Source organism: Vibrio phycocola, assembly GCF_054404255.1.
In genome coordinates this window covers 96,691-114,884 of record NZ_JBTAMQ010000015.1, presented here as the reverse complement: position 1 = coordinate 114,884, position 18,194 = coordinate 96,691, and the positions used below count along the sequence as shown (strand labels likewise).

The following is an 18,194-nucleotide window of genomic DNA, read 5'->3' as shown; positions in this document are numbered from 1 at the left end:
CGGCGTTTTTTTAGACCTAACAAAATATGCGATTATTTCGTTACACGTAAAACTGGCGTTTCTCCAACCACGGCCGCACCAGAAAGTTTATTCAACTCTTTGATTTCATCCATGTTCGAGATAACGACAGGTGTTAAAGTCGATTTCGCATTTTCAAGTAGATAAGCCAAATCAAACTCAAGCACTGTATCGCCTGCTTTAACGGATTGACCTTCTTCAGCGATACGAGTAAACCCTTCGCCTTTAAGTTCTACAGTATCAATACCGAAGTGGACAAAAAGCTCTACACCTTCATCTGATTCAATAGAAAATGCGTGGTTTGTTTCAAAAATCTTACCAATGGTACCATTAACTGGCGCGACAATTTTGTCGCCATTTGGTTTAATCGCAATACCATCACCAACGATTTTCTCTGCGAAAACAACGTCTGGCACGTCTTCAATATTTACAATGTCACCTGAAAGAGGGGCGATTATTTCGATTGCTCCAACTTCTGTTCGGTCATCGGACACTAATTTTTTTAGTTTATCAAACAGACCCATGTGCTGTGCTCCTAGGATTTAATCATTCAATTTTCGGTATAATATACCAAGCATAGACATTAGACGACATATTTGTCATCTAATGTCTATTAGAATGAAGCGATTACTGAGTTTTTTCTGCGATAAATTTATCAACACAAGCTTGAATTTCTTCTGCCGTTGGTAAAGAAAGTGCTTCTTCCGCCATTGCTTTAACTTCTGCAAAGTTAGAGTTTCGGATTGTTTTCTTAACGACAGGAATAGAAATACCACTCATAGAGAATTCATCTAAACCCATACCTAGTAATAAAAGAGTCGCTCTTTCATCGCCCGCAAGCTCACCACACATGCCTGTCCACTTGCCTTCAGCATGAGATGCATCAATCACTTGCTTAATCACAGTTAATACAGCAGGAGATAGTGGGTTGTAAAGGTGTGAGATCATCTCGTTACCACGGTCAACCGCCAATGTATATTGGGTCAGGTCGTTAGTTCCGATTGAGAAGAACTCAACTTCTTTAGCAAGGTGATGGGCAATTGCAGCAGCTGCTGGAGTTTCAACCATCACACCGACTTCGATGTTTTTGTCGAAAGCATAGCCTTCTGATTGAAGCTCTACTTTGTACTCTTCAAGTGCAGCTTTTAGCTCACGAATTTCTTCAACTGAGATAATCATTGGGAACATGATACGAAGTTTACCGTGCGCTGATGCACGCAGAATACCGCGTAATTGTGCACGAAGGATATCGCGACGATCTAAGCTGATGCGAATCGCACGCCAGCCAAGAAATGGGTTCATCTCTTGTGGAAGATCCATATACGGAAGGTCTTTATCTCCACCGATATCCATGGTACGAATAATCACGGATTCGCCATGCATTGATTCCGCAACTTCTTTATATGCTTCGTACTGCTCTTGCTCAGTTGGTAAAGCCGTTCGATCCATGAAAAGAAACTCAGTGCGGTATAGACCAACACCTTCACCACCGTTGCGTAAAATACCATCACAGTCTTTAACTGTACCAATATTTCCGCATACTTCGACACGATGTCCATCAAGCGTTTCTGCTGGTAGATCTTTTAGTTTTGCCAGTTCTGCTTTTTCTGCAAGAACATCTTCTTTAATTTTTTTCGCTTCTTCAATTTCAGCATCAGAAGGGTTAATGATGATTTTATTGTTGATCGCGTCAACAACTAACATATCACCATGTTTTACCTTTTGAGTGATGTCATTAGTACCAACAATCGCTGGAAGTTCAAGAGAACGAGCCATGATTGAGGTGTGCGATGTACGACCACCAATGTCAGTAATAAAACCTAAAACGTAATTTAAATTGATTTGTGCGGTTTCTGACGGAGTTAAATCGTAAGCGACTAGAATGACTTCTTCGTTAATGGCTGCAAGATTAACGATAGTAATACCAAGAGCATTTTTTACGAAACGAGCGCCGATATCACGAACATCAGTTGCTCGTTCTTTTAAGTACTCATCATCTAACGACTCAAGCGCAACAGCTTGTTCTTCGATAACAGTATGAATAGCGTTATCGGCATAAAGTTTGTCGTTCTTGATAAGAGCTAAGATTTCTTCTTCTAGCTCTTCATCTTCAAGCAACATTATGTGACCTTCAAAGATGGCTTCTTTTTCTTCACCGAAGGTTTCTAACGCTTTTTGCTTGATGAGTTCAAGTTGCTCTTTTGATTTATTACGTGCGGTGTAGAAAGCTTCAACTTGCGCTTCTACTTGGTCATCGGAAATGGTGTTGGTGTTTAGGACAATTTCATCTTCTTGAAGTAGTAGTGCTTTACCGATAGCAATACCAGGAGATGCTAGGATACCTGAAATCATAGCTTTACCTTAAACTGGTTAACATTAGACGGGATTGAAAATAGCTGCGAAATAAAAATGTGTTGGATAGACATGAGTAAATACCAACAGAGCCGTTGCTTAATAACGGCTCTGTTGAAAGTATGATTACTCTAGGTGATCCATTAGGGCAACTAGATGATCAACCGCTTGTTTTTCTTGAGCGCCAGTTGCAGAGATAGTTACTTCAGTTCCTTTAACTAGTCCAAGAGTTTGAAGTTTGAACAGGCTTTTAGCACTTGCACTTTTACCGTTTGAAGTAACAGTAATATCGGCATCGAAAGTTTTCGCTTCTTTAACGAATTGTGCAGCAGGTCGAGTGTGTAAACCGTTTTCAGCAGTGATTTTTACTTGCTTCTCGTACATGTTGTATACCCCAATTTAATATATTATTTTAGTTTCGTTATAGAGGTTGTCGTAACTTAACAATTTTCAACAATTAGCATGTGCTGTTTGCTGAGTCTTCGTTGCTGAGAATCGACTCCTCTCTAATAAGTTAACATCAGTGATGATGACAACTTCATAACTCTAGGTTTGATCTTTATTTTGAAGCTTAAAATAAAGTAAGCCCGATATTACCAAAGGTGGCGCTAGGATCAACAAAAAAGCCCCTATAAGGGGCTTTTTTATGCGAAAATTTGATTTCACTACATATTATTGTTGGTTCTCTTTTTCAGAGAATATACCTGCAAACAATGCTGTACTTAGGTAACGTTCACCTGAACTAGGAAGAATAACAACGATAGTTTTATCAGCAAATTCAGGGAGTTCTGCAATTCTATTTGCTGCTACAACGGCTGCACCAGATGATATTCCTGCTAGAATACCTTCTTCTTTCATTAGTCGTTGTGTCATTTCGATCGCATCGTCAGATGATACGGCTTCAACGCGGTCAATCAGTGATAAATCTAAGTTTCCTGGAATAAAGCCCGCTCCAATCCCTTGAATCTTATGCGGTGCTGGTTTGATTTCTTCGCCTGCGATTGCTTGCGCGATCACTGGTGATTCCGTTGGTTCTACCGCTACTGATGTAATTGCTTTACCTTGAGTATTTTTAAGGTAGCGACTTGTACCACTAATGGTTCCGCCAGTTCCGACACCTGCAACTAGAACATCTACTTCGCCATCAGTAGCATCCCAGATTTCAGGTCCCGTTGTTTTTTCGTGAATCTCTGGGTTTGCTGGGTTATTAAATTGTTGAAGCAGCAGGTACTTGCTTGGATCGCTTGCAACGATTTCTTCAGCTTTTGCAATTGCTCCTTTCATGCCTTTAGCAGCTTCTGTTAACTCTAGGTTTGCTCCTAATGCTTTAAGAAGTTTACGACGCTCCAAGCTCATTGACTCAGGCATGGTTAACGTTAATTTGTAACCACGAGCTGCAGCAACGAAAGCAAGTGCAATACCGGTGTTTCCACTGGTTGGTTCAACAAGTTCAATACCTGCTTTTAGTTTGCCAGATTTTTCAGCATCCCAAATCAAATTTGCACCGATACGACATTTTACGCTGAAGCTAGGGTTACGAGCTTCAACTTTAGCCAATACATTGCCTTTACTAACTTTGTTAAGACGAACAAGAGGAGTGTTACCAATTGCAAGTGAGTTATCTTCGTAGATTTTGCTCATAGTTAATATATCCTTGAATTCACGTTTGGGCGTTTCAAACGATGGAAACGTCGTTGTTTGTTAATGTTAATTAAGAATAGAACGTCAGATTGAAACGGAAAAGGATTAAAAAGTTATAACATATAGGGAGTAACGATAGTGGGTATCGTTACTCCAATATAATTATCGCAGTGATGCTTGGCGAAATTCTGTTACCCACATGGCAGTTGCTCCACAGACAGCGACTGGAAGAACGAACATATTTACAACAGGGACGGTTGTAAATAGGGTAACCATAACCCCAAACCCATAAGCACAGCCTTTTTTCTGCTTTAGTTGGTCTCTCATTGTGATGAAGTCGACCTTATTATTGTCAAAAGGGTAGTCACAATATTGGATAGCAAACATCCACGAGGTAAAAATAAACCATGCAAATGGCCCAACAGTTTGTCCGATTACTGGAATGAATAGGAGTATAAATAGCCCAATCATTTTGGGGATCGTATAAACCAGTTTTCGCCATTCACGTGCCAAAATTCGAGGGATATCTTTAAAAAAAGCCGTAAGACTTTCTTGTTTAGGTTCGATTCCAAGTAACTTTTGTTCTACTTTTTCAGCAAGTAGACCACTAAACGGTGCCGCAATAATATTTGCTAGAGTGCTGAAGTAGTACATGAATATAACAACGATAACCAAAGAAATTAGCGGCCATAATACATAGCTTAACCATGAAAGCATGTCAGGCAACAGGCCTATAACACCATCGATCCACCCTCCCATTTGATTAAACAGAAAGGCGAGTGCGCCACCAATTAAAATAAAATTTATTAACAAGGGAAACATAACGTATCGACGAAGCCCCGGAGCCATTGCAAGCTTGGCTCCGTAGAAGAAGTAGCCAAAACCGGAGTGTTTTTCTAAAGTCATGGTAGATTCCTATTTTTTAATACGTAGTTAGGACGAAATTTCCAGTATTCTAACCTAGCTAATTAGAATAATTGTGAAAAAAATTCCTGTTAATTCATAACTTCTCACAATATCCTATTCAAAATCGCCTTTAAAGTTTGTTAAAGTGACCAGATAAGAAAAACTGAGCTATGATAACTAAGCGACACTATGTTAATAGTGGTCGATCTAAGAATTCGAGTAACTGAGAGTTTATAATGCAAGAATTGCGATTCGTACTCATAATTGTAGGTGCACTGGCTATAGCTGCGCTATTGTTTCATGGTCTTTGGACTAGCCGAAAAGATGGAAAGTCAAAATTTGGCAATAAACCTCTAGGTAAGATAGAAAGTGATGATGAGCCGACTTCACCGCCACCCCGTTCTTTTTTTAATACCAAGAAAGATGATGTAGAAGAGAAAAAATCACGTAAAGAACCAGCATTTACGTTTGATGTCCCTGCATCACCCGATGCTGATGATTCATTTACTTCTCGTGAAATTGACCCTTTGATCGATAGTTATGAAAATCATGACGACTTCGCCGATATGTCATCTGAAGAAGCCGAGGCTCGTTTTCAAGAAGCGCTTGCTCAACAGCCTGAACTCACTGAACCTGAAGTCGAAGCACAAACTCCAATTAGTACACCAGAAGCACCCGCTGAACCTGAGCCTGAAGAAGATCCTTTTGAAGTGTTAGTTCTCAATGTTCATTGTGCAACCAGTGAACCGTTTGTCGGCACTAAACTGTTCGATAGCATGAAGCAAAATGGATTGCTCTACGGTGAAATGGATATTTTCCACCGTCACGCCGATTTATCGGGTACAGGAAAGATATTGTTTAGTGTCGCAAACATGATGCAGCCAGGAACATTGAAGCATGATGATCCTAATGAATTTACTACTAAAGGTATTTCATTCTTTATGACGCTCCCTTGTTTTGGTGATTCGGAGCAAAACTTCAAAGTGATGTTGCGTACTGCTCAGCAAATTGCGGATGACATGGGAGGCAATGTTTTAGATGAACGTCGTAATCTAATGACACCAGACCGCCTTGCTCAATACCGACAACAAATCAAAGAGTTTAAAGCCAAGAATGGTTAGAAGTGGTAAAATGAGAGGCTCCTTTGGGGGCCTTTTTTTTGTCGTGGGTAAACGTTATTTAGCGGCAAATTGAAACAATAGCGCAATGATAAATGCCGTACCTCGGCTTTTAAAATCATAAAATACATAAATTGAAATGGTAAATATAATGTCTGAATTTGAGTTTAATGACGCACAGATTTCCTTTATAGAACAGTTAGGAGTAGATGTTGAATTAACAAAACTTGAAGCTGCAATCAGAAGTAATGATGTTGAGAACTTAAGTAATAGTGAGCTTTTGACTTTATTAGAAGTGACGAACGCATTTTATCGTTCAGGAAGCCCAATCTTGAGTGATTCGAATTACGATCAGGCCAGTCGTTTATTTGCGAAAAATAATCCCAACCATCCATTTGTGCTCTCTGTTGAGCCTGAGTCAGTCAATGTTGGAAAGACCGTTGCATTGCCGCAAAAGATGCTTTCAACGGATAAAGCGTATTCAAAGGGCGAAATTCAAAAATGGCTGGATCGAATTTTAAAATCGGCCGAATTATTATCTATTGAGAGTGACACTATTCAGGTTCGAGTAACCCCAAAGCTAGATGGGTACGCGGCATATGATGATGGAGAAAAGCTCTACACGCGAGGCGATGGTGTTAAAGGGCAAGACGTAACTCGCGCTTTTGAGCGAGGTCTACAAGTTGCAAATCACGGGCAACGAGGGCTAGGCGCCGGTGAAATCGTTATCAATAAAGATTATTTCGAACATCAGCTCAGTGACCATTTCGAAAATTCGCGCAACATTCAAGCCGCTATTATTGCAGAGAAAAATGTCGATGAACGAGTCTTAAAAGCGATAACCGACGGTGCTTGTGTCTTCTATCCATTTTCATTAATCGATAATTGGACTGGGCATTACCAAACTTTGCTTGATGATTTCGACGTCATTGTCGAACAGATTTGGAATGCGGTTGCTTTTGACGTTGATGGCGTTATTTTAGAAGTCACTGACGAGCGTATCAAAGAGAATATGGGGGCGACTCGCAAGTTTCATCGCTGGCAGATTGCTTTTAAAATCAATGAAGAATCAGCTCAAGTTGAAGTGATAAACGTGATACCACAAACATCTCGAACTGGACGAGTGTCTCCCGTTGCTGAATTGGTGCCGACTAAAATCAGTGGTGCAACCATCAGTCGGGTTACGGTTCACCATTATAATATGGTGAAAACCAATGGTGTTGGTCCTGGGGCAATGGTACAAATTGTAAGAAGTGGTCTAGTGATACCGAAGATTGAAAAGGTGATTAAAAGCGTTGAGCCACAACTTCCTGACGCATGTCCAAGCTGTCATTCATCTTTGTTGTGGGAATCGGACCATTTAATTTGTCCAAATAAGAGTGACTGTCCCGCACAGACTGAGAATACTCTGATACATTTCTTTAAAACCTTAGCAAATAATGATGGCTTTGGGCCAAAAGTGATTGAAAAACTGAGCCAATTTGGCGTTAGGCATATTCATGAGATTTATGACTTAACGGTAGAGCAATTCTCGGAGTTCGGCTTTGGTGATAAAACGTCACAAAATCTTTACGATCAGCTTATTGCAAGTCGAGAAATTGAAGTTGAAGATTGGCGTTTTCTATCGGCTTTTGGAGTGAGTCGTTTAGGTGGCGGAAATTGTGAAAAATTGCTTCAAGTCTATTCAATCACTGAGTTATTTGATGTTTCTGCTGAGGCCATCGTCGAAATTGATGGTTTTGCCTTGCTCAGCGCTGAAGCCATTGTTGCTGGGCTTGCGAATATTAGAGATGAGTTTTTCAAGGTCTATGAGCTTGGATTCACCCTCAGTGTGACGGCGAAACAGGCTGACAGTGGTACTGCTTCTCCAATCGCGGGCAAAATGATCGTGTTTACCGGTTCAATGCAGCAGGGCTCTCGTGGTGATATGGAAAAACAAGCGAAGTTGCTTGGCGCTAAAGTTGGGAAATCGGTTACTGGAAAAACCAACTATTTAGTCACCGGTGCAAAAGTGGGTGAAACCAAGATAAACGCGGCGCAAGCAAAAGGAGTTGAGGTGTTGACGGAACAAGCGTATCTAGACCTAATTGGCTAGAAATACATTGAGGAAAAATCAAAATGGACGCCCTTTGAAAATACAATAAAGAGAGCGTCCATTTTTGTGTCTATAAGAAGTTAAAAATCGCTTAACTTAGTAAAGCAATGAATAGAGCTGACGACGAAAGCGACTCGCCAGTGGGTTACTTTGGCCGAGCGCGTTTAGAATATCCATAAAGACTTTTTTCATTTCACCATCTTGCGCATTGAGATCTTTGCTCAAGAATGTCCATAGTAGCTCGAGAGCATCTTCGTCACGGTTGACGCCATGGTATTGACTTGCCAACTCTAAAGCCACTTGTGTGTCGCTTGAATTTGCTGCAAATGTCGCCTCCAATGATGTGATTTCAGGGCTATTCGATGCTTGCTCATGCAGTGTGAGCTTGGCCTGTAATTTGGTGTAGTAGCCGTCCTGGTACTCCATCGTGACTTTTGCTAATAGTGGTTCAACTAAGTCAAATTGTTGGGTTTCCAAATAACAATCCGCTAGTGCTAGTAACACATCACCGCGAGAAGATAGGGGCTCTTGTATCGACGTTAACAAAGGTAATGCTTGTTGGTATTGTTCTTGAGATATTAGCTGTTTAGCCTGCTCAAAGTTACGCTCATCTTGGCTTGGCAAGTGACGTTCGAGTAGGGCATTAATCGCTTCAATTGTTTGTGGTCCGCCAATACCGTCGACCGCTTGTCCTTGTGAAAATAAGGCAAATGTAGGAAGAACTTGGACGCCAAATTGCGCTGCTACCGCTTGTTCTTGTTGACAGTTGAGTAGCGCTAGAGTGAAGGCTCCTTGGTACTGCTGGGTGAGCTGTCTTATGGGTTCGATCAACGCGCCACTTTCTGGTTCGGCAGGAGCCCAAAAGTAGACTAATACTGGTGTAGTCATGGATCCTTCAATGACTTCTCGTAAATTATGTTGCGTTATTTCGACTGGGTTTGGCGTTTGCATTTTAATGTCCAACTGTTCATCACTATCAAATCAAGATATGGGCTAAGCCATCGAAAATCAAGTTAGAGGCATTGGAAAAACGATCTATATTCTCATTAATAATTAATGTTTTATGAGGTGGCAGATTGATTTGCCTTGGTAACTCGTTATTCTTAAGGTTGATGTTAATTGGGCTTACTGAGGTTTCTATGGATTTAGTATTGGAATATGTATTAAGAGTGGAAGTTGTTCTTCTCATACTTGCGATTGTTATTTTAAAATCTTCAATTATTTTTGTTCCACAAAACCGAGCGTATCTTATTGAGCGTTTTGGCAAGTATCAATCAACCCGGGAAGCTGGATTAAATTTCATCGTTCCATTTATTGATCATGTTGGTGCTGATCGCTCGTTGAAAGAACAAGCCGTAGATGTCCCAAGCCAAAGTGCGATCACCCGAGATAACATTTCGCTAAGTGTTGATGGCGTTCTTTACTTCCGAGTATTAGATCCGTACAAAGCCAGCTATGGTGTGGATGATTACGTGTTTGCGGTGACTCAACTTTCGCAAACCACAATGCGTTCTGAGCTCGGAAAAATGGAATTAGATAAAACATTTGAAGAGCGCGATGCACTGAATACCAATATTGTTGCGGCAATCAACGAAGCCGCTAGTCCTTGGGGTATTCAGGTTCTACGTTATGAAATAAAAGATATTGTGCCACCGCAAACCGTTATGGAAGCGATGGAAACACAAATGAAAGCGGAGCGGGTCAAACGAGCTCAAATCCTCGAGTCAGAGGGTGATCGTCAAGCAGCTATTAACGTAGCTGAAGGTCAAAAGCGATCAGTCGTACTTCAAGCTGAAGCGGAAAAAGAAGAGCAAGTTCTTCGTGCGGAAGGTGAAGCAAGAGCCATTATTGCAGTTGCAGATGCACAAGCTCAAGCACTGCAGAAAGTCGGTGAGGCGGCCAATACAGAACAAGGCCAAAAGGCAATTCAGCTTGACCTAGCGACTAAGGCTATTGAAGCAAAAGCGGCGATTGCGAAAGAATCATCTGTCGTCTTGTTACCCGATAATGGTAATGATGCGAGTTCGGTGGTTGCTCAGGCGATGACGATTATTAAGAGCTTAAATAAAGGCTAATTATGGACTATATCTTATCGAACTTGGCGCAAAGCTATGTTGTTATCGGATTGCTGTTACTTGCGATAGAAGTGCTCGTTCTTGGTTTCTCGACCTTTGTGCTGATCTTTGTCGGAATTGGAATGATAGCGGTGGGAGTATTGATGTTTTTGGGCGTTTTCCCAGAAACTGTGATGAATTCTTTATTAGCCACTGCCATTATTTCAACGCTCGTTGCGCTCTTTAGCTGGAAGCCGATGAAACGTTTGCAGAATAAAGTCGATTCAACCAAAACGACGAACGACATGATTGGTCATCGCTTTTTCTTAACTGATGAATTACTGGTTGGGCACAGGGTGAACCATCGATATTCAGGTATTGAATGGAAAGTAAAAGCAAAGCAACCTATCGAAGCTGGTACGGAAGTTCAAATTGTTCATATGGAAGTCGGGCTGCTAACGGTAGAGCGAGTTGATTAACTCTTAACCACTTCTAATATCGATGATTAATGAAAACGTAACCGATGAGACTAACATTGGTTACGTTTTTTGTTTCTAGCGACTCGCATCTCACCCTTTCGCAAGCAATTTGTCGAGTAACTTTCCGGGTAATATTCGCTTTAAAACAGCAAACACTTTAGTTGGCTGAGTGATTCTATAACGCAGTTTCGGCGATGGTGCTTCCAAGGCATGATATATCGCAGGCAAACATCCTTCAGCAGGTAATACGAAGCGATTATTGGATGTTTCACTATTGAGCCGATCCATTTGTATTTTATATATTTTTTCATGGTAACTATTTTTGACGTTAATCCAGCGATTAAATGCCTCCAACGCATTGGTACGAAATTGGGTTTCAATTGGGCCAGGCTCAAGAATCGCTATCTTGATATCAGTGTCGAGCAATTCTAGGCGCAGGGTATCGCTCCATCCTTCGATAGCAAATTTTGATGCATTATATGCCCCGCGATATTTTAATGCGGCGAACCCAAGTACAGAGCTATTTTGAATGATTCGAGCAGAACCGTGTTGGCGAAAGTGTGGCAATAATTGAGTTGTTAGTTCATGCCAGCCAAATACATTCGTTTCGAATTGTGCTCTTAAGCCATCGGTAGGTAAATCTTCGAGTGCTCCTGGTTGACCATAAGCACCATTATTAAATAAAGCATCAAGTTGACCATTCGCCAGTTCGAGAGTCTGTTTCACCGCAGCGATAATGCTATCGGTATTCGCAAGATCAAGATGAATACAAGTTAATCCTTCTTCCACAAGGCGGTTTACATCATCAATCTGGCGGCAAGATGCAATGACCTGGTAGCCTCTTTTATGTAATGCGTGAGCGGCGGTATAGCCTATTCCAGAAGAGCAGCCTGTTATTAAAATTGATTTCACTGTATTGATTCCTTGGTGCTATTTTCGATCAGAAGATTCCCTAAAGCTTGGCTAAGTTCCGGAAACTGAAATTGAAACGATGATGCCATTAATTTTGTTGGCTCGGTGCGAATGCTGTCGGTCAGTAGTTGTGCGGACTCTCCCATTAAAGTATTGATAAACCACGTGGGGGTAAATAGCCAGTGAGGGCGGTGCAGTGTTTTTGCCAGTGTTTCACTAAATACGTAGTTTTGGGCTGCGAGTGGCGCACAAAGGTTGATCGGCCCGTAGAGAGAATCATCGTGTAAGATATGGTTAATCGCGGACACCATATCTGCAATATGAATCCAGGGCATATATTGTTGTCCGTGACCAATTCTTGCGCCGAGCCCGAGTTGATATGGAAGTTTCATTTTCTTTAATGCACCACCATTATTTGCTAAAACAACGCTAGTGCGAAGTAAGCAAACACGAGTGGTATTTGATGCTGCAGTTGCCGCAATATCTTCCCATGTCTTACACACATATTGAGTAAATCCGTCGCGTTTTATCCCTTGCTTTTCATCAATGATGTTAGAGCCTTGATCACCATAGTAGCCTACGGCTGAACCACTGATGAACACACTTGGAGCTGTTTTGCTTTGGGCAATAAGTTCGACGATGTTCTGTGTCATTTCCCAACGACTGTTGCAGATTCTCCTTTTTTGAGCAAGTGTCCAGCGACGGTCCGCAATAGGTTCTCCTGCTAGGTTTATCACCGCATCAATATCGTTAAGATCCGTGAGGTCATTTAGGCTATCGAGGTACTCTGCATTGAGACCATCAATCATACTGAGTGCATCTTGAGCATTTTCAATATGACGAGTCACAATTACAAATTGATTATGTTCACTAGCTAATAGTCGCACTAGATGCGTTCCGATTAACCCTGTCGCGCCTGTAATCAATATGCGCATGGCTTCTACCTTTTATTGCAATTGAAGTTTACTAAGCATAAACGACAGCGCCATTTGATCCAATGTCATACTTTTAAATAATTATGCGCTTTGTTGGGCATTCAATAAGGAAAGTCATTATCGACCTGCTACAATTTTGATAACAAACAAAATATTTGATGGGCATAAAGATGGAGGAAGTATGCAAGCATTAGCGACATTACTTAAATCGATGCTTAATAGTTTTAAAGACCTGCTTCCGATCGTCATCGTTATTTCTTTTTTTCAACTTGTGGTTTTACAGCAACCGATACCTAACTTATTAGAGATTTCTCTTGGTCTTCTTTTAGTGGTCATGGGGCTAACATTTTTTATTTACGGCCTAGAAATGGGGCTTTTCCCAATTGGAGAAACGATGGCTCAGGCCTTCGCTAGAAAGGGAAGTATCGCTTGGTTATTGATATTTTCGTTTTGTTTAGGATTTGGAACGACGATTGCTGAACCTGCACTCACCGCCATTGCTGCAGAAGCGGCCAGTGTTGCCGCTAATGGAGGGGTGATTATCCAGTCACAGACGGCTATGGATGGTTATGCGATGGGGTTAAGGTTAACCGTTGCTTTTTCTGTTGGTCTTGCGATTGTGCTTGGGGTTGTCCGGATTCTTAAAGGTTGGTCTATTCAATATATGATTATTGGTGGCTACATTTCAGTTGTATTATTAACGTTATTAGCTCCCGAGTTTATTATTGGCATTGCATACGATAGTGGCGGTGTGACGACTTCAACAATCACCGTGCCGCTAGTGACCGCTTTAGGTGTTGGGCTGGCCTCTTCAATTAAGGGGAGAAATCCGATGCTTGATGGCTTTGGCTTAATTGCTTTTGCTTCTTTACTTCCTATGATGTTTGTCATGGTATTCGGGATGGTGGTGTCATGAGTGAACTTACACACTTTTTCTCCACTTTAATTTCGACAATTCGAGATGTACTCCCCATCGCGGCAATTCTATTTGTGTTTCAATTTGCAGTATTGCGTCGCCCTGTCGCGAACTTAAAAAATGTCATTTTTGGGTTTGGTTATGTCATTTTAGGTTTGTCTTTATTCCTTATGGGGCTGGAATTGGCTTTATTTCCGCTCGGCGAAATGATGGCAGCACAGTTAACCACACCTGAATTTCTCGCCTCAGGCATGTGGGCAAAAGGAAATGGGTATTGGTTCGATTATTATTGGATTTATCTGTTCGCATTTTGTATCGGATTTAGCACCACGATTGCTGAGCCATCATTGATAGCCGTCGCTTTGAAAGCGAATCAAGTATCAGCAGGAGCTATTGGAGTCACAGGATTAAGGATTGCGGTTGCACTGGGTGTCGCGATTGGTATTTCATTAGGGTGCTATCGTATTGTGGTCGGGGATCCGATTCATTACTACATTATCGCCGGTTACATTGTTGTGGTTATACAAACATTCTTTGCGCCGAAGTTGATTGTTCCATTGGCGTACGATTCAGGTGGTGTAACGACATCGACAGTTACGGTGCCTATTGTTGCAGCATTAGGTTTAGGGTTAGCATCTACAGTACCGGGTCGAAGCCCGCTTATTGATGGATTTGGATTAATTGCTTTCGCGAGTCTGTTTCCGATTATCTCGGTGATGGGCTATGCACAACTTGTAGAGTGGCTCAATAAGCGAAACTCTGCATCGGAGAATGACAATGCGCTTTAAATTAATTATCGCTTTTGTGGAAGATGGAAAAACAGACAAAGTACTTGATGCCGCTCGTGAGGCTGGGGCAACGGGGGCAACGGTCATAAATAATGCTCGCGGAGAAGGGATTAATCAGAAGAAGACCTTTATGGGGTTGACCCTTGAAGTACAAAAAGATGTTCTGCTTTTTGTTGTCGAGGAACACTTGTCTCGACATATTTTGGAAACCATCAATCGGATTGGTGAGTTTGAAACAGAATCTGGACAAGGCATTGCACTTCAAATTGATGTTGAAGACGTTGTGGGTATCACTCACCAAGTACAAGAATTAACAAAAGTTGTTGAGGATGAGCTATGAGAAAGCAAGATATAATGCGTGTTCGAGACGTGATGAGTAACAGCTATGCCATGGTCGATGGCTTGGCGACAGTATATGAAGCTATAGAAGTTGCACGTAAACATCAGGTTAAAGCGCTTATCGTGGAAAAAAGAAATGAAGAGGATGAATTTGGCATTGTCTTAATGAATGATATCGCTAAGAAAGTTCTGGCGAAAGATCGTTCTCCAAAGAGGGTCAACATCTATGAAATTATGACTAAGCCAGCATTAGCCGTCGAACCTGAGATGAAAGTAAAATATTGCGCCAGATTATTTGAACGTTTTGGTATTAGCCGTGCGCCAGTTATTGAGAATGGCGAACTGATTGGGATGATCAGTTACAACAATATGGTCATGAACGCGATATTTGATGGTGACGATTGATCTTCATCGTTTTACACTAGACCAATGTTAACATTTTACATTGAGTAGAAAGATGAAACTGTTTATTGCCTCTGATATACATGGTTCAGAAGCGGCGACAAAAGAGCTGATTACTGCCTTTTTAGAATCTGGCGCTAGTCAGCTTATTTTATTGGGAGACTTGTTAAATCATGGCCCCAGAAATCCGATTCCAGAAAGCTATAATCCAGTTGCTGTGTCTGAGATTCTAAATCAGTATGCCGATCGAATTATTGCGGTACGTGGAAATTGCGATAGTGAAGTCGACCAAATGTTACTGAACTTTCCCATTATGAGTGATTTGGCGTGGGTCTTACTTGAAGACGGTCGACGTTTGGTTCTAACCCATGGGCATGTCTACCATGCTGCACAACTACCGCCAGTCTCTCGTCAAGATGTTTTGATGCATGGGCATACTCATATCCCTGTTGCTGAGCATATCGAATCTTGCTACTTATTTAATCCCGGCTCTGTGACATTTCCTCGTAACGGATTCAGCCCTTCTTACGGAATCCTGGATTGTAAACAATTGTCAGTTTTAACGTTTGAAGGTGAAGTGTTACGTAGTGTCGATTTAGCATAAATGCCAAACTTCGATTATGCTTTCCGATCGGAATGGCCAAGGTCACGGTCGGGAGCAATAATGTCTCTCACTCGCTGTTTTAGCACTTTTGCCTCAGGAAACCCGTCATCACGTTTTCGTTCCCAAATCGAGTGACCATTGCAAAATACCTCAAATCGGCCTCCGGTATCTGGATGGAGAGATACACGCTCGATTTCTTCACTAAAAGTATGTAGTAGCTCTTGGCACAACCACGTAGAACGCAGCATCCAATTACATTGCCTACAATAGTAGATCTCTATATTCGCTTTAATCATGAGACGTTTCCAATTGAATGAGCGCTAACTAAAGTAGCAGTTTTATTCCAACGGCAAAGGTGAGTATTTCGAATGCAATTTTAATGCTTGAATTACTCAGGCGTTTCATTAAGTACGCACCCAAACTGCCACCAAGGAATGAACCAGCAAGAAGAATAGGTAGCCAAGCCCAATAGATTTCAGCTCCTGCAACAGTAATAGCAGCAGCCCCAATCCCATTCCAACACAATCCGACACTGATCATAGTCAGTGCGATGGCTTGCTTGTAACTGTAACCAAACCAACGCACTAGAAATATGGTGACTAGTAACCCAGAACCTGCAGCAATCGAGCCATTGATAACACCGATTACGATAAGAAATAATGCACCGAGTATGTAGCCCTTTGTGTCACGTCGCACGGGGATATCTTCTTGTCCCAGCTGTTTTTTAACGCGTGAATAAATACCAAGTGAAAGAATGGTAATTCCAAGTCCTTTTTCTGCAATATCACCTGGTATCAGTAATACCAAATGTGCTCCCGTGATAACCCCAATACTGCCAATAACGATTAGGTAGCTGATAAAACCATAGGATAAACCACCTCGTTTTAAATGGGTGATGGTTGCTCCTAATCCAAGAGCAACACTTGCAAGTTTGTGTGTTGCAAGAGCGATTGAGAAGGGCAGTCCCAAAAAGATTAATAATGGAAATTGAAGCAGGCCTGCTCCGCCACCTGATAGTGATGCCATAGTATTGGAGATTAACGAACCAATGAACAGTGTCGTGGTATTAAACCATTCCATGTAGATATTATTCCTTAGGGAAGATCGTGAGCGTATAGCGTCACTGATTCGTGATTTAGCCCGACCAGTAAAAGTGTATTTTGATTAATGATATCGATGCGGCGACTTTGCTGTGCGTCTATTTTATAGAACTGAGTAACGATGTCGAGCTGATCTTGAGTGAGAGCTTGATTGTGGTTAGTCGACACGTCTTTAAACTCTGTCGGGGATATAAGTAAGTAATCATCGCTTATTTCCCAAGTACCTGTTTCGGAAATATCGATATGAGATTCAGCCGAAGTTATCTCATTGTAAACTTTGATTATCGACATCCTAATGTAGGTATTATTAGGAAGGTATTTTACATTAGAGTTAATTGTTATATGGAGGAACTGAGAGTCCTCTTTTTGATCAGAATCATCATAGTCGATAAAACTATTAATGCGGGATTGCCACTCTCTTGAGGTGAGTAGTTGTTCGGTTTTGACATCACTTACCCAATAGAGCCAACCACTGAGTCCCAGTGATATTAGTATTAACGCCATCGAAAGCTTAAGTGCAGTCATTCGAATTATTGGCATACACGTATCCATTCAGGTTGTGTTTTCGATATCACAACCGTTCTACTGAGATCAATGTTCTCTTCATTGTAAAGATAATTGAGCATTAATGTATTTTCTTGGCCACCAGTAACAATAACTTTATTTGGCTTAGGCTGATTAGAATGAAATTTGTTGTATATACTGATGCATCGTTCAACTTCTGGCAACCAAAAATCGATATCTGGATGGGAAGCTGGAAATAAGACTTCAATGTCATCAATCTGTTTTACTGGTTGCAAAAATGCATGTTTGGCATCGAATCCATACAGCGTGGTTACTGGAATTAATATAGCGATTAATATTAGAAGCTTAACCAACCATGATTGATTGATTGAACCACTAGGAGCGTATTGAAAAACATTCTGCTTGGCAATGGGTTCTTGTGTACTAGAGTCTATTGGCAAACTGATGAGCTTGGAATCGTTGGTTTGAACTTGATCAATACTTGTCGATGACGCTTCTGTCTCACAATTTTGTTGTGATTTTTCAAAACTGGCGGCTTCCACTTCTGCAATCCATTGGTACCCCTGCTTCGGGACCGTGCGAATAAACATGGGTGATTTTATCGAGTCGTTAAGTGTTTTACGTAATGTCGATATTGCTTGAGTTAAACTGGAGTCGTCCACTTCAAACCCTTGTTGACGCCAAACATAATCATGTAGGTCATCGCGTCGAACAATTTGATTTGGGTGTAAGGCAAAATACTGCAAGATGCGGCTTTCATTGCTTCCAAGGTGTTGTATTTCACTGGGAGAACGATCATCAACTAACGTATTGCTATTAGGAGTGAAGGTATATCGTTTTGCCAAAATGAATTTTAAGTCTATGATATTCATTGATATATTTCGGCTTTAGTTTGAAAGGTGAAGAGTATGATCATCATTATCCCATAGACAGAGTTAAGGGAAAGTTCAGGAGATATACTCGGTAATTTTTTGAATTAGAGTCTGACTTTATGGAAATAATTCAAAAAA

21 protein-coding genes are annotated in these 18,194 nt (G+C 41.2%); 9 read left to right on the top strand and 12 right to left on the bottom strand.

All coding sequences use genetic code 11. From position 1 onward, the window contains the following. Positions 1-32: 32 nt before the first annotated feature. The 5 genes from crr to cysZ form a co-directional block, all read right to left on the bottom strand. Positions 33-542, bottom strand: a complete 510-nt coding sequence (gene crr / locus ACXJY6_RS17240; RefSeq protein WP_456052617.1) for a PTS glucose transporter subunit IIA — start codon at positions 540-542, stop codon at positions 33-35. A 103-nt stretch (positions 543-645) separates the two neighbouring features. Beyond that, positions 646-2,370, bottom strand: a complete 1,725-nt coding sequence (gene ptsI, locus ACXJY6_RS17235; RefSeq protein ID WP_456052616.1) for a phosphoenolpyruvate-protein phosphotransferase PtsI — start codon at positions 2,368-2,370, stop codon at positions 646-648. A gap of 126 nt (positions 2,371-2,496) precedes the next feature. Then, entirely contained in the window at positions 2,497-2,754 is a 258-nt protein-coding gene (locus ACXJY6_RS17230) for an HPr family phosphocarrier protein (protein WP_456052615.1), read from the bottom strand. A gap of 288 nt (positions 2,755-3,042) precedes the next feature. Further along, positions 3,043-4,011 (bottom strand): cysteine synthase A, encoded by a 969-nt coding sequence (cysK, locus tag ACXJY6_RS17225; RefSeq protein ID WP_456052614.1) that lies wholly within the window; start codon positions 4,009-4,011, stop codon positions 3,043-3,045. 162 nt (positions 4,012-4,173) lie between these two features. Continuing rightward, positions 4,174-4,917: a sulfate transporter CysZ gene (cysZ, locus tag ACXJY6_RS17220; protein WP_458769092.1), complete on the bottom strand. Its 744-nt coding sequence runs from the start codon at positions 4,915-4,917 to the stop codon at positions 4,174-4,176. A gap of 236 nt (positions 4,918-5,153) precedes the next feature. Between cysZ and zipA the strand changes: the two genes are divergently transcribed. Together zipA and ACXJY6_RS17210 are read left to right on the top strand one after the other, a co-directional pair. Next, the gene (zipA, locus tag ACXJY6_RS17215) at positions 5,154-6,038 is read left to right on the top strand and encodes a cell division protein ZipA (protein ID WP_458769091.1); all 885 of its coding nucleotides are present in this window, start codon (positions 5,154-5,156) and stop codon (positions 6,036-6,038) included. Between the two features lie 148 nt (positions 6,039-6,186). Then, the gene (locus tag ACXJY6_RS17210) at positions 6,187-8,130 is read left to right on the top strand and encodes a BRCT domain-containing protein (protein ID WP_458769090.1); all 1,944 of its coding nucleotides are present in this window, start codon (positions 6,187-6,189) and stop codon (positions 8,128-8,130) included. A 96-nt stretch (positions 8,131-8,226) separates the two neighbouring features. Here the strand turns inward: ACXJY6_RS17210 and ACXJY6_RS17205 are convergent, their stop codons facing one another. After that, positions 8,227-9,081 carry a co-chaperone YbbN gene (locus tag ACXJY6_RS17205; RefSeq protein WP_458769089.1) on the bottom strand — a complete coding sequence of 285 codons (855 nt, stop codon included), beginning with the start codon at positions 9,079-9,081 and terminating at the stop codon, positions 8,227-8,229. Positions 9,082-9,269: 188 nt separating this feature from the next. Between ACXJY6_RS17205 and ACXJY6_RS17200 the strand changes: the two genes are divergently transcribed. Both ACXJY6_RS17200 and ACXJY6_RS17195 read left to right on the top strand, forming a co-directional pair. Further along, positions 9,270-10,205 carry an SPFH domain-containing protein gene (locus ACXJY6_RS17200; RefSeq protein WP_456052609.1) on the top strand — a complete coding sequence of 312 codons (936 nt, stop codon included), beginning with the start codon at positions 9,270-9,272 and terminating at the stop codon, positions 10,203-10,205. A 2-nt stretch (positions 10,206-10,207) separates the two neighbouring features. Further along, positions 10,208-10,663, top strand: a complete 456-nt coding sequence (locus tag ACXJY6_RS17195) for an NfeD family protein (RefSeq protein ID WP_458769088.1) — start codon at positions 10,208-10,210, stop codon at positions 10,661-10,663. A gap of 90 nt (positions 10,664-10,753) precedes the next feature. Here the strand turns inward: ACXJY6_RS17195 and ACXJY6_RS17190 are convergent, their stop codons facing one another. Together ACXJY6_RS17190 and ACXJY6_RS17185 are read right to left on the bottom strand one after the other, a co-directional pair. Then, the gene (locus tag ACXJY6_RS17190) at positions 10,754-11,575 is read right to left on the bottom strand and encodes an SDR family oxidoreductase (RefSeq protein ID WP_458769087.1); all 822 of its coding nucleotides are present in this window, start codon (positions 11,573-11,575) and stop codon (positions 10,754-10,756) included. Continuing rightward, positions 11,572-12,510: a TIGR01777 family oxidoreductase gene (locus tag ACXJY6_RS17185; protein ID WP_458769086.1), complete on the bottom strand. Its 939-nt coding sequence runs from the start codon at positions 12,508-12,510 to the stop codon at positions 11,572-11,574. The genes ACXJY6_RS17190 and ACXJY6_RS17185 overlap by 4 nt, the downstream gene beginning before the upstream one ends. A 181-nt stretch (positions 12,511-12,691) precedes the next feature. Between ACXJY6_RS17185 and ACXJY6_RS17180 the strand changes: the two genes are divergently transcribed. From ACXJY6_RS17180 to yfcE, 5 genes are read left to right on the top strand one after another with little or no spacing between them, the layout of a single operon-like run. Next, entirely contained in the window at positions 12,692-13,426 is a 735-nt protein-coding gene (locus ACXJY6_RS17180; protein WP_458769085.1) for a DUF1538 family protein, read from the top strand. Next, positions 13,423-14,214: a DUF1538 domain-containing protein gene (locus ACXJY6_RS17175; protein WP_458769084.1), complete on the top strand. Its 792-nt coding sequence runs from the start codon at positions 13,423-13,425 to the stop codon at positions 14,212-14,214. The genes ACXJY6_RS17180 and ACXJY6_RS17175 overlap by 4 nt, the downstream gene beginning before the upstream one ends. Further along, positions 14,204-14,554 (top strand): P-II family nitrogen regulator, encoded by a 351-nt coding sequence (locus ACXJY6_RS17170; RefSeq protein ID WP_456052603.1) that lies wholly within the window; start codon positions 14,204-14,206, stop codon positions 14,552-14,554. The genes ACXJY6_RS17175 and ACXJY6_RS17170 overlap by 11 nt, the downstream gene beginning before the upstream one ends. Further along, positions 14,551-14,958, top strand: a complete 408-nt coding sequence (locus ACXJY6_RS17165) for a CBS domain-containing protein (RefSeq protein WP_456052602.1) — start codon at positions 14,551-14,553, stop codon at positions 14,956-14,958. The genes ACXJY6_RS17170 and ACXJY6_RS17165 overlap by 4 nt, the downstream gene beginning before the upstream one ends. 52 nt (positions 14,959-15,010) lie before the next feature. After that, on the top strand, positions 15,011-15,559 hold the full coding sequence (yfcE, locus tag ACXJY6_RS17160; RefSeq protein WP_458769083.1) for a phosphodiesterase: 549 nt from the start codon (positions 15,011-15,013) through the stop codon (positions 15,557-15,559). A gap of 14 nt (positions 15,560-15,573) precedes the next feature. Here yfcE and ACXJY6_RS17155 read toward each other — a convergent pair whose 3' ends face one another. From ACXJY6_RS17155 to ACXJY6_RS17140, 4 genes are read right to left on the bottom strand one after another with little or no spacing between them, the layout of a single operon-like run. After that, entirely contained in the window at positions 15,574-15,855 is a 282-nt protein-coding gene (locus tag ACXJY6_RS17155; RefSeq protein WP_456052600.1) for an Rdx family protein, read from the bottom strand. Positions 15,856-15,883: 28 nt separating this feature from the next. Then, the gene (locus ACXJY6_RS17150; protein WP_458769082.1) at positions 15,884-16,639 is read right to left on the bottom strand and encodes a sulfite exporter TauE/SafE family protein; all 756 of its coding nucleotides are present in this window, start codon (positions 16,637-16,639) and stop codon (positions 15,884-15,886) included. A gap of 14 nt (positions 16,640-16,653) precedes the next feature. Next, positions 16,654-17,199 (bottom strand): regulatory protein ToxS, encoded by a 546-nt coding sequence (locus ACXJY6_RS17145; protein ID WP_456052598.1) that lies wholly within the window; start codon positions 17,197-17,199, stop codon positions 16,654-16,656. After that, entirely contained in the window at positions 17,190-18,056 is an 867-nt protein-coding gene (locus ACXJY6_RS17140; protein ID WP_458769081.1) for a winged helix-turn-helix domain-containing protein, read from the bottom strand. The genes ACXJY6_RS17145 and ACXJY6_RS17140 overlap by 10 nt, the downstream gene beginning before the upstream one ends. Positions 18,057-18,194: the final 138 nt, after the last annotated feature.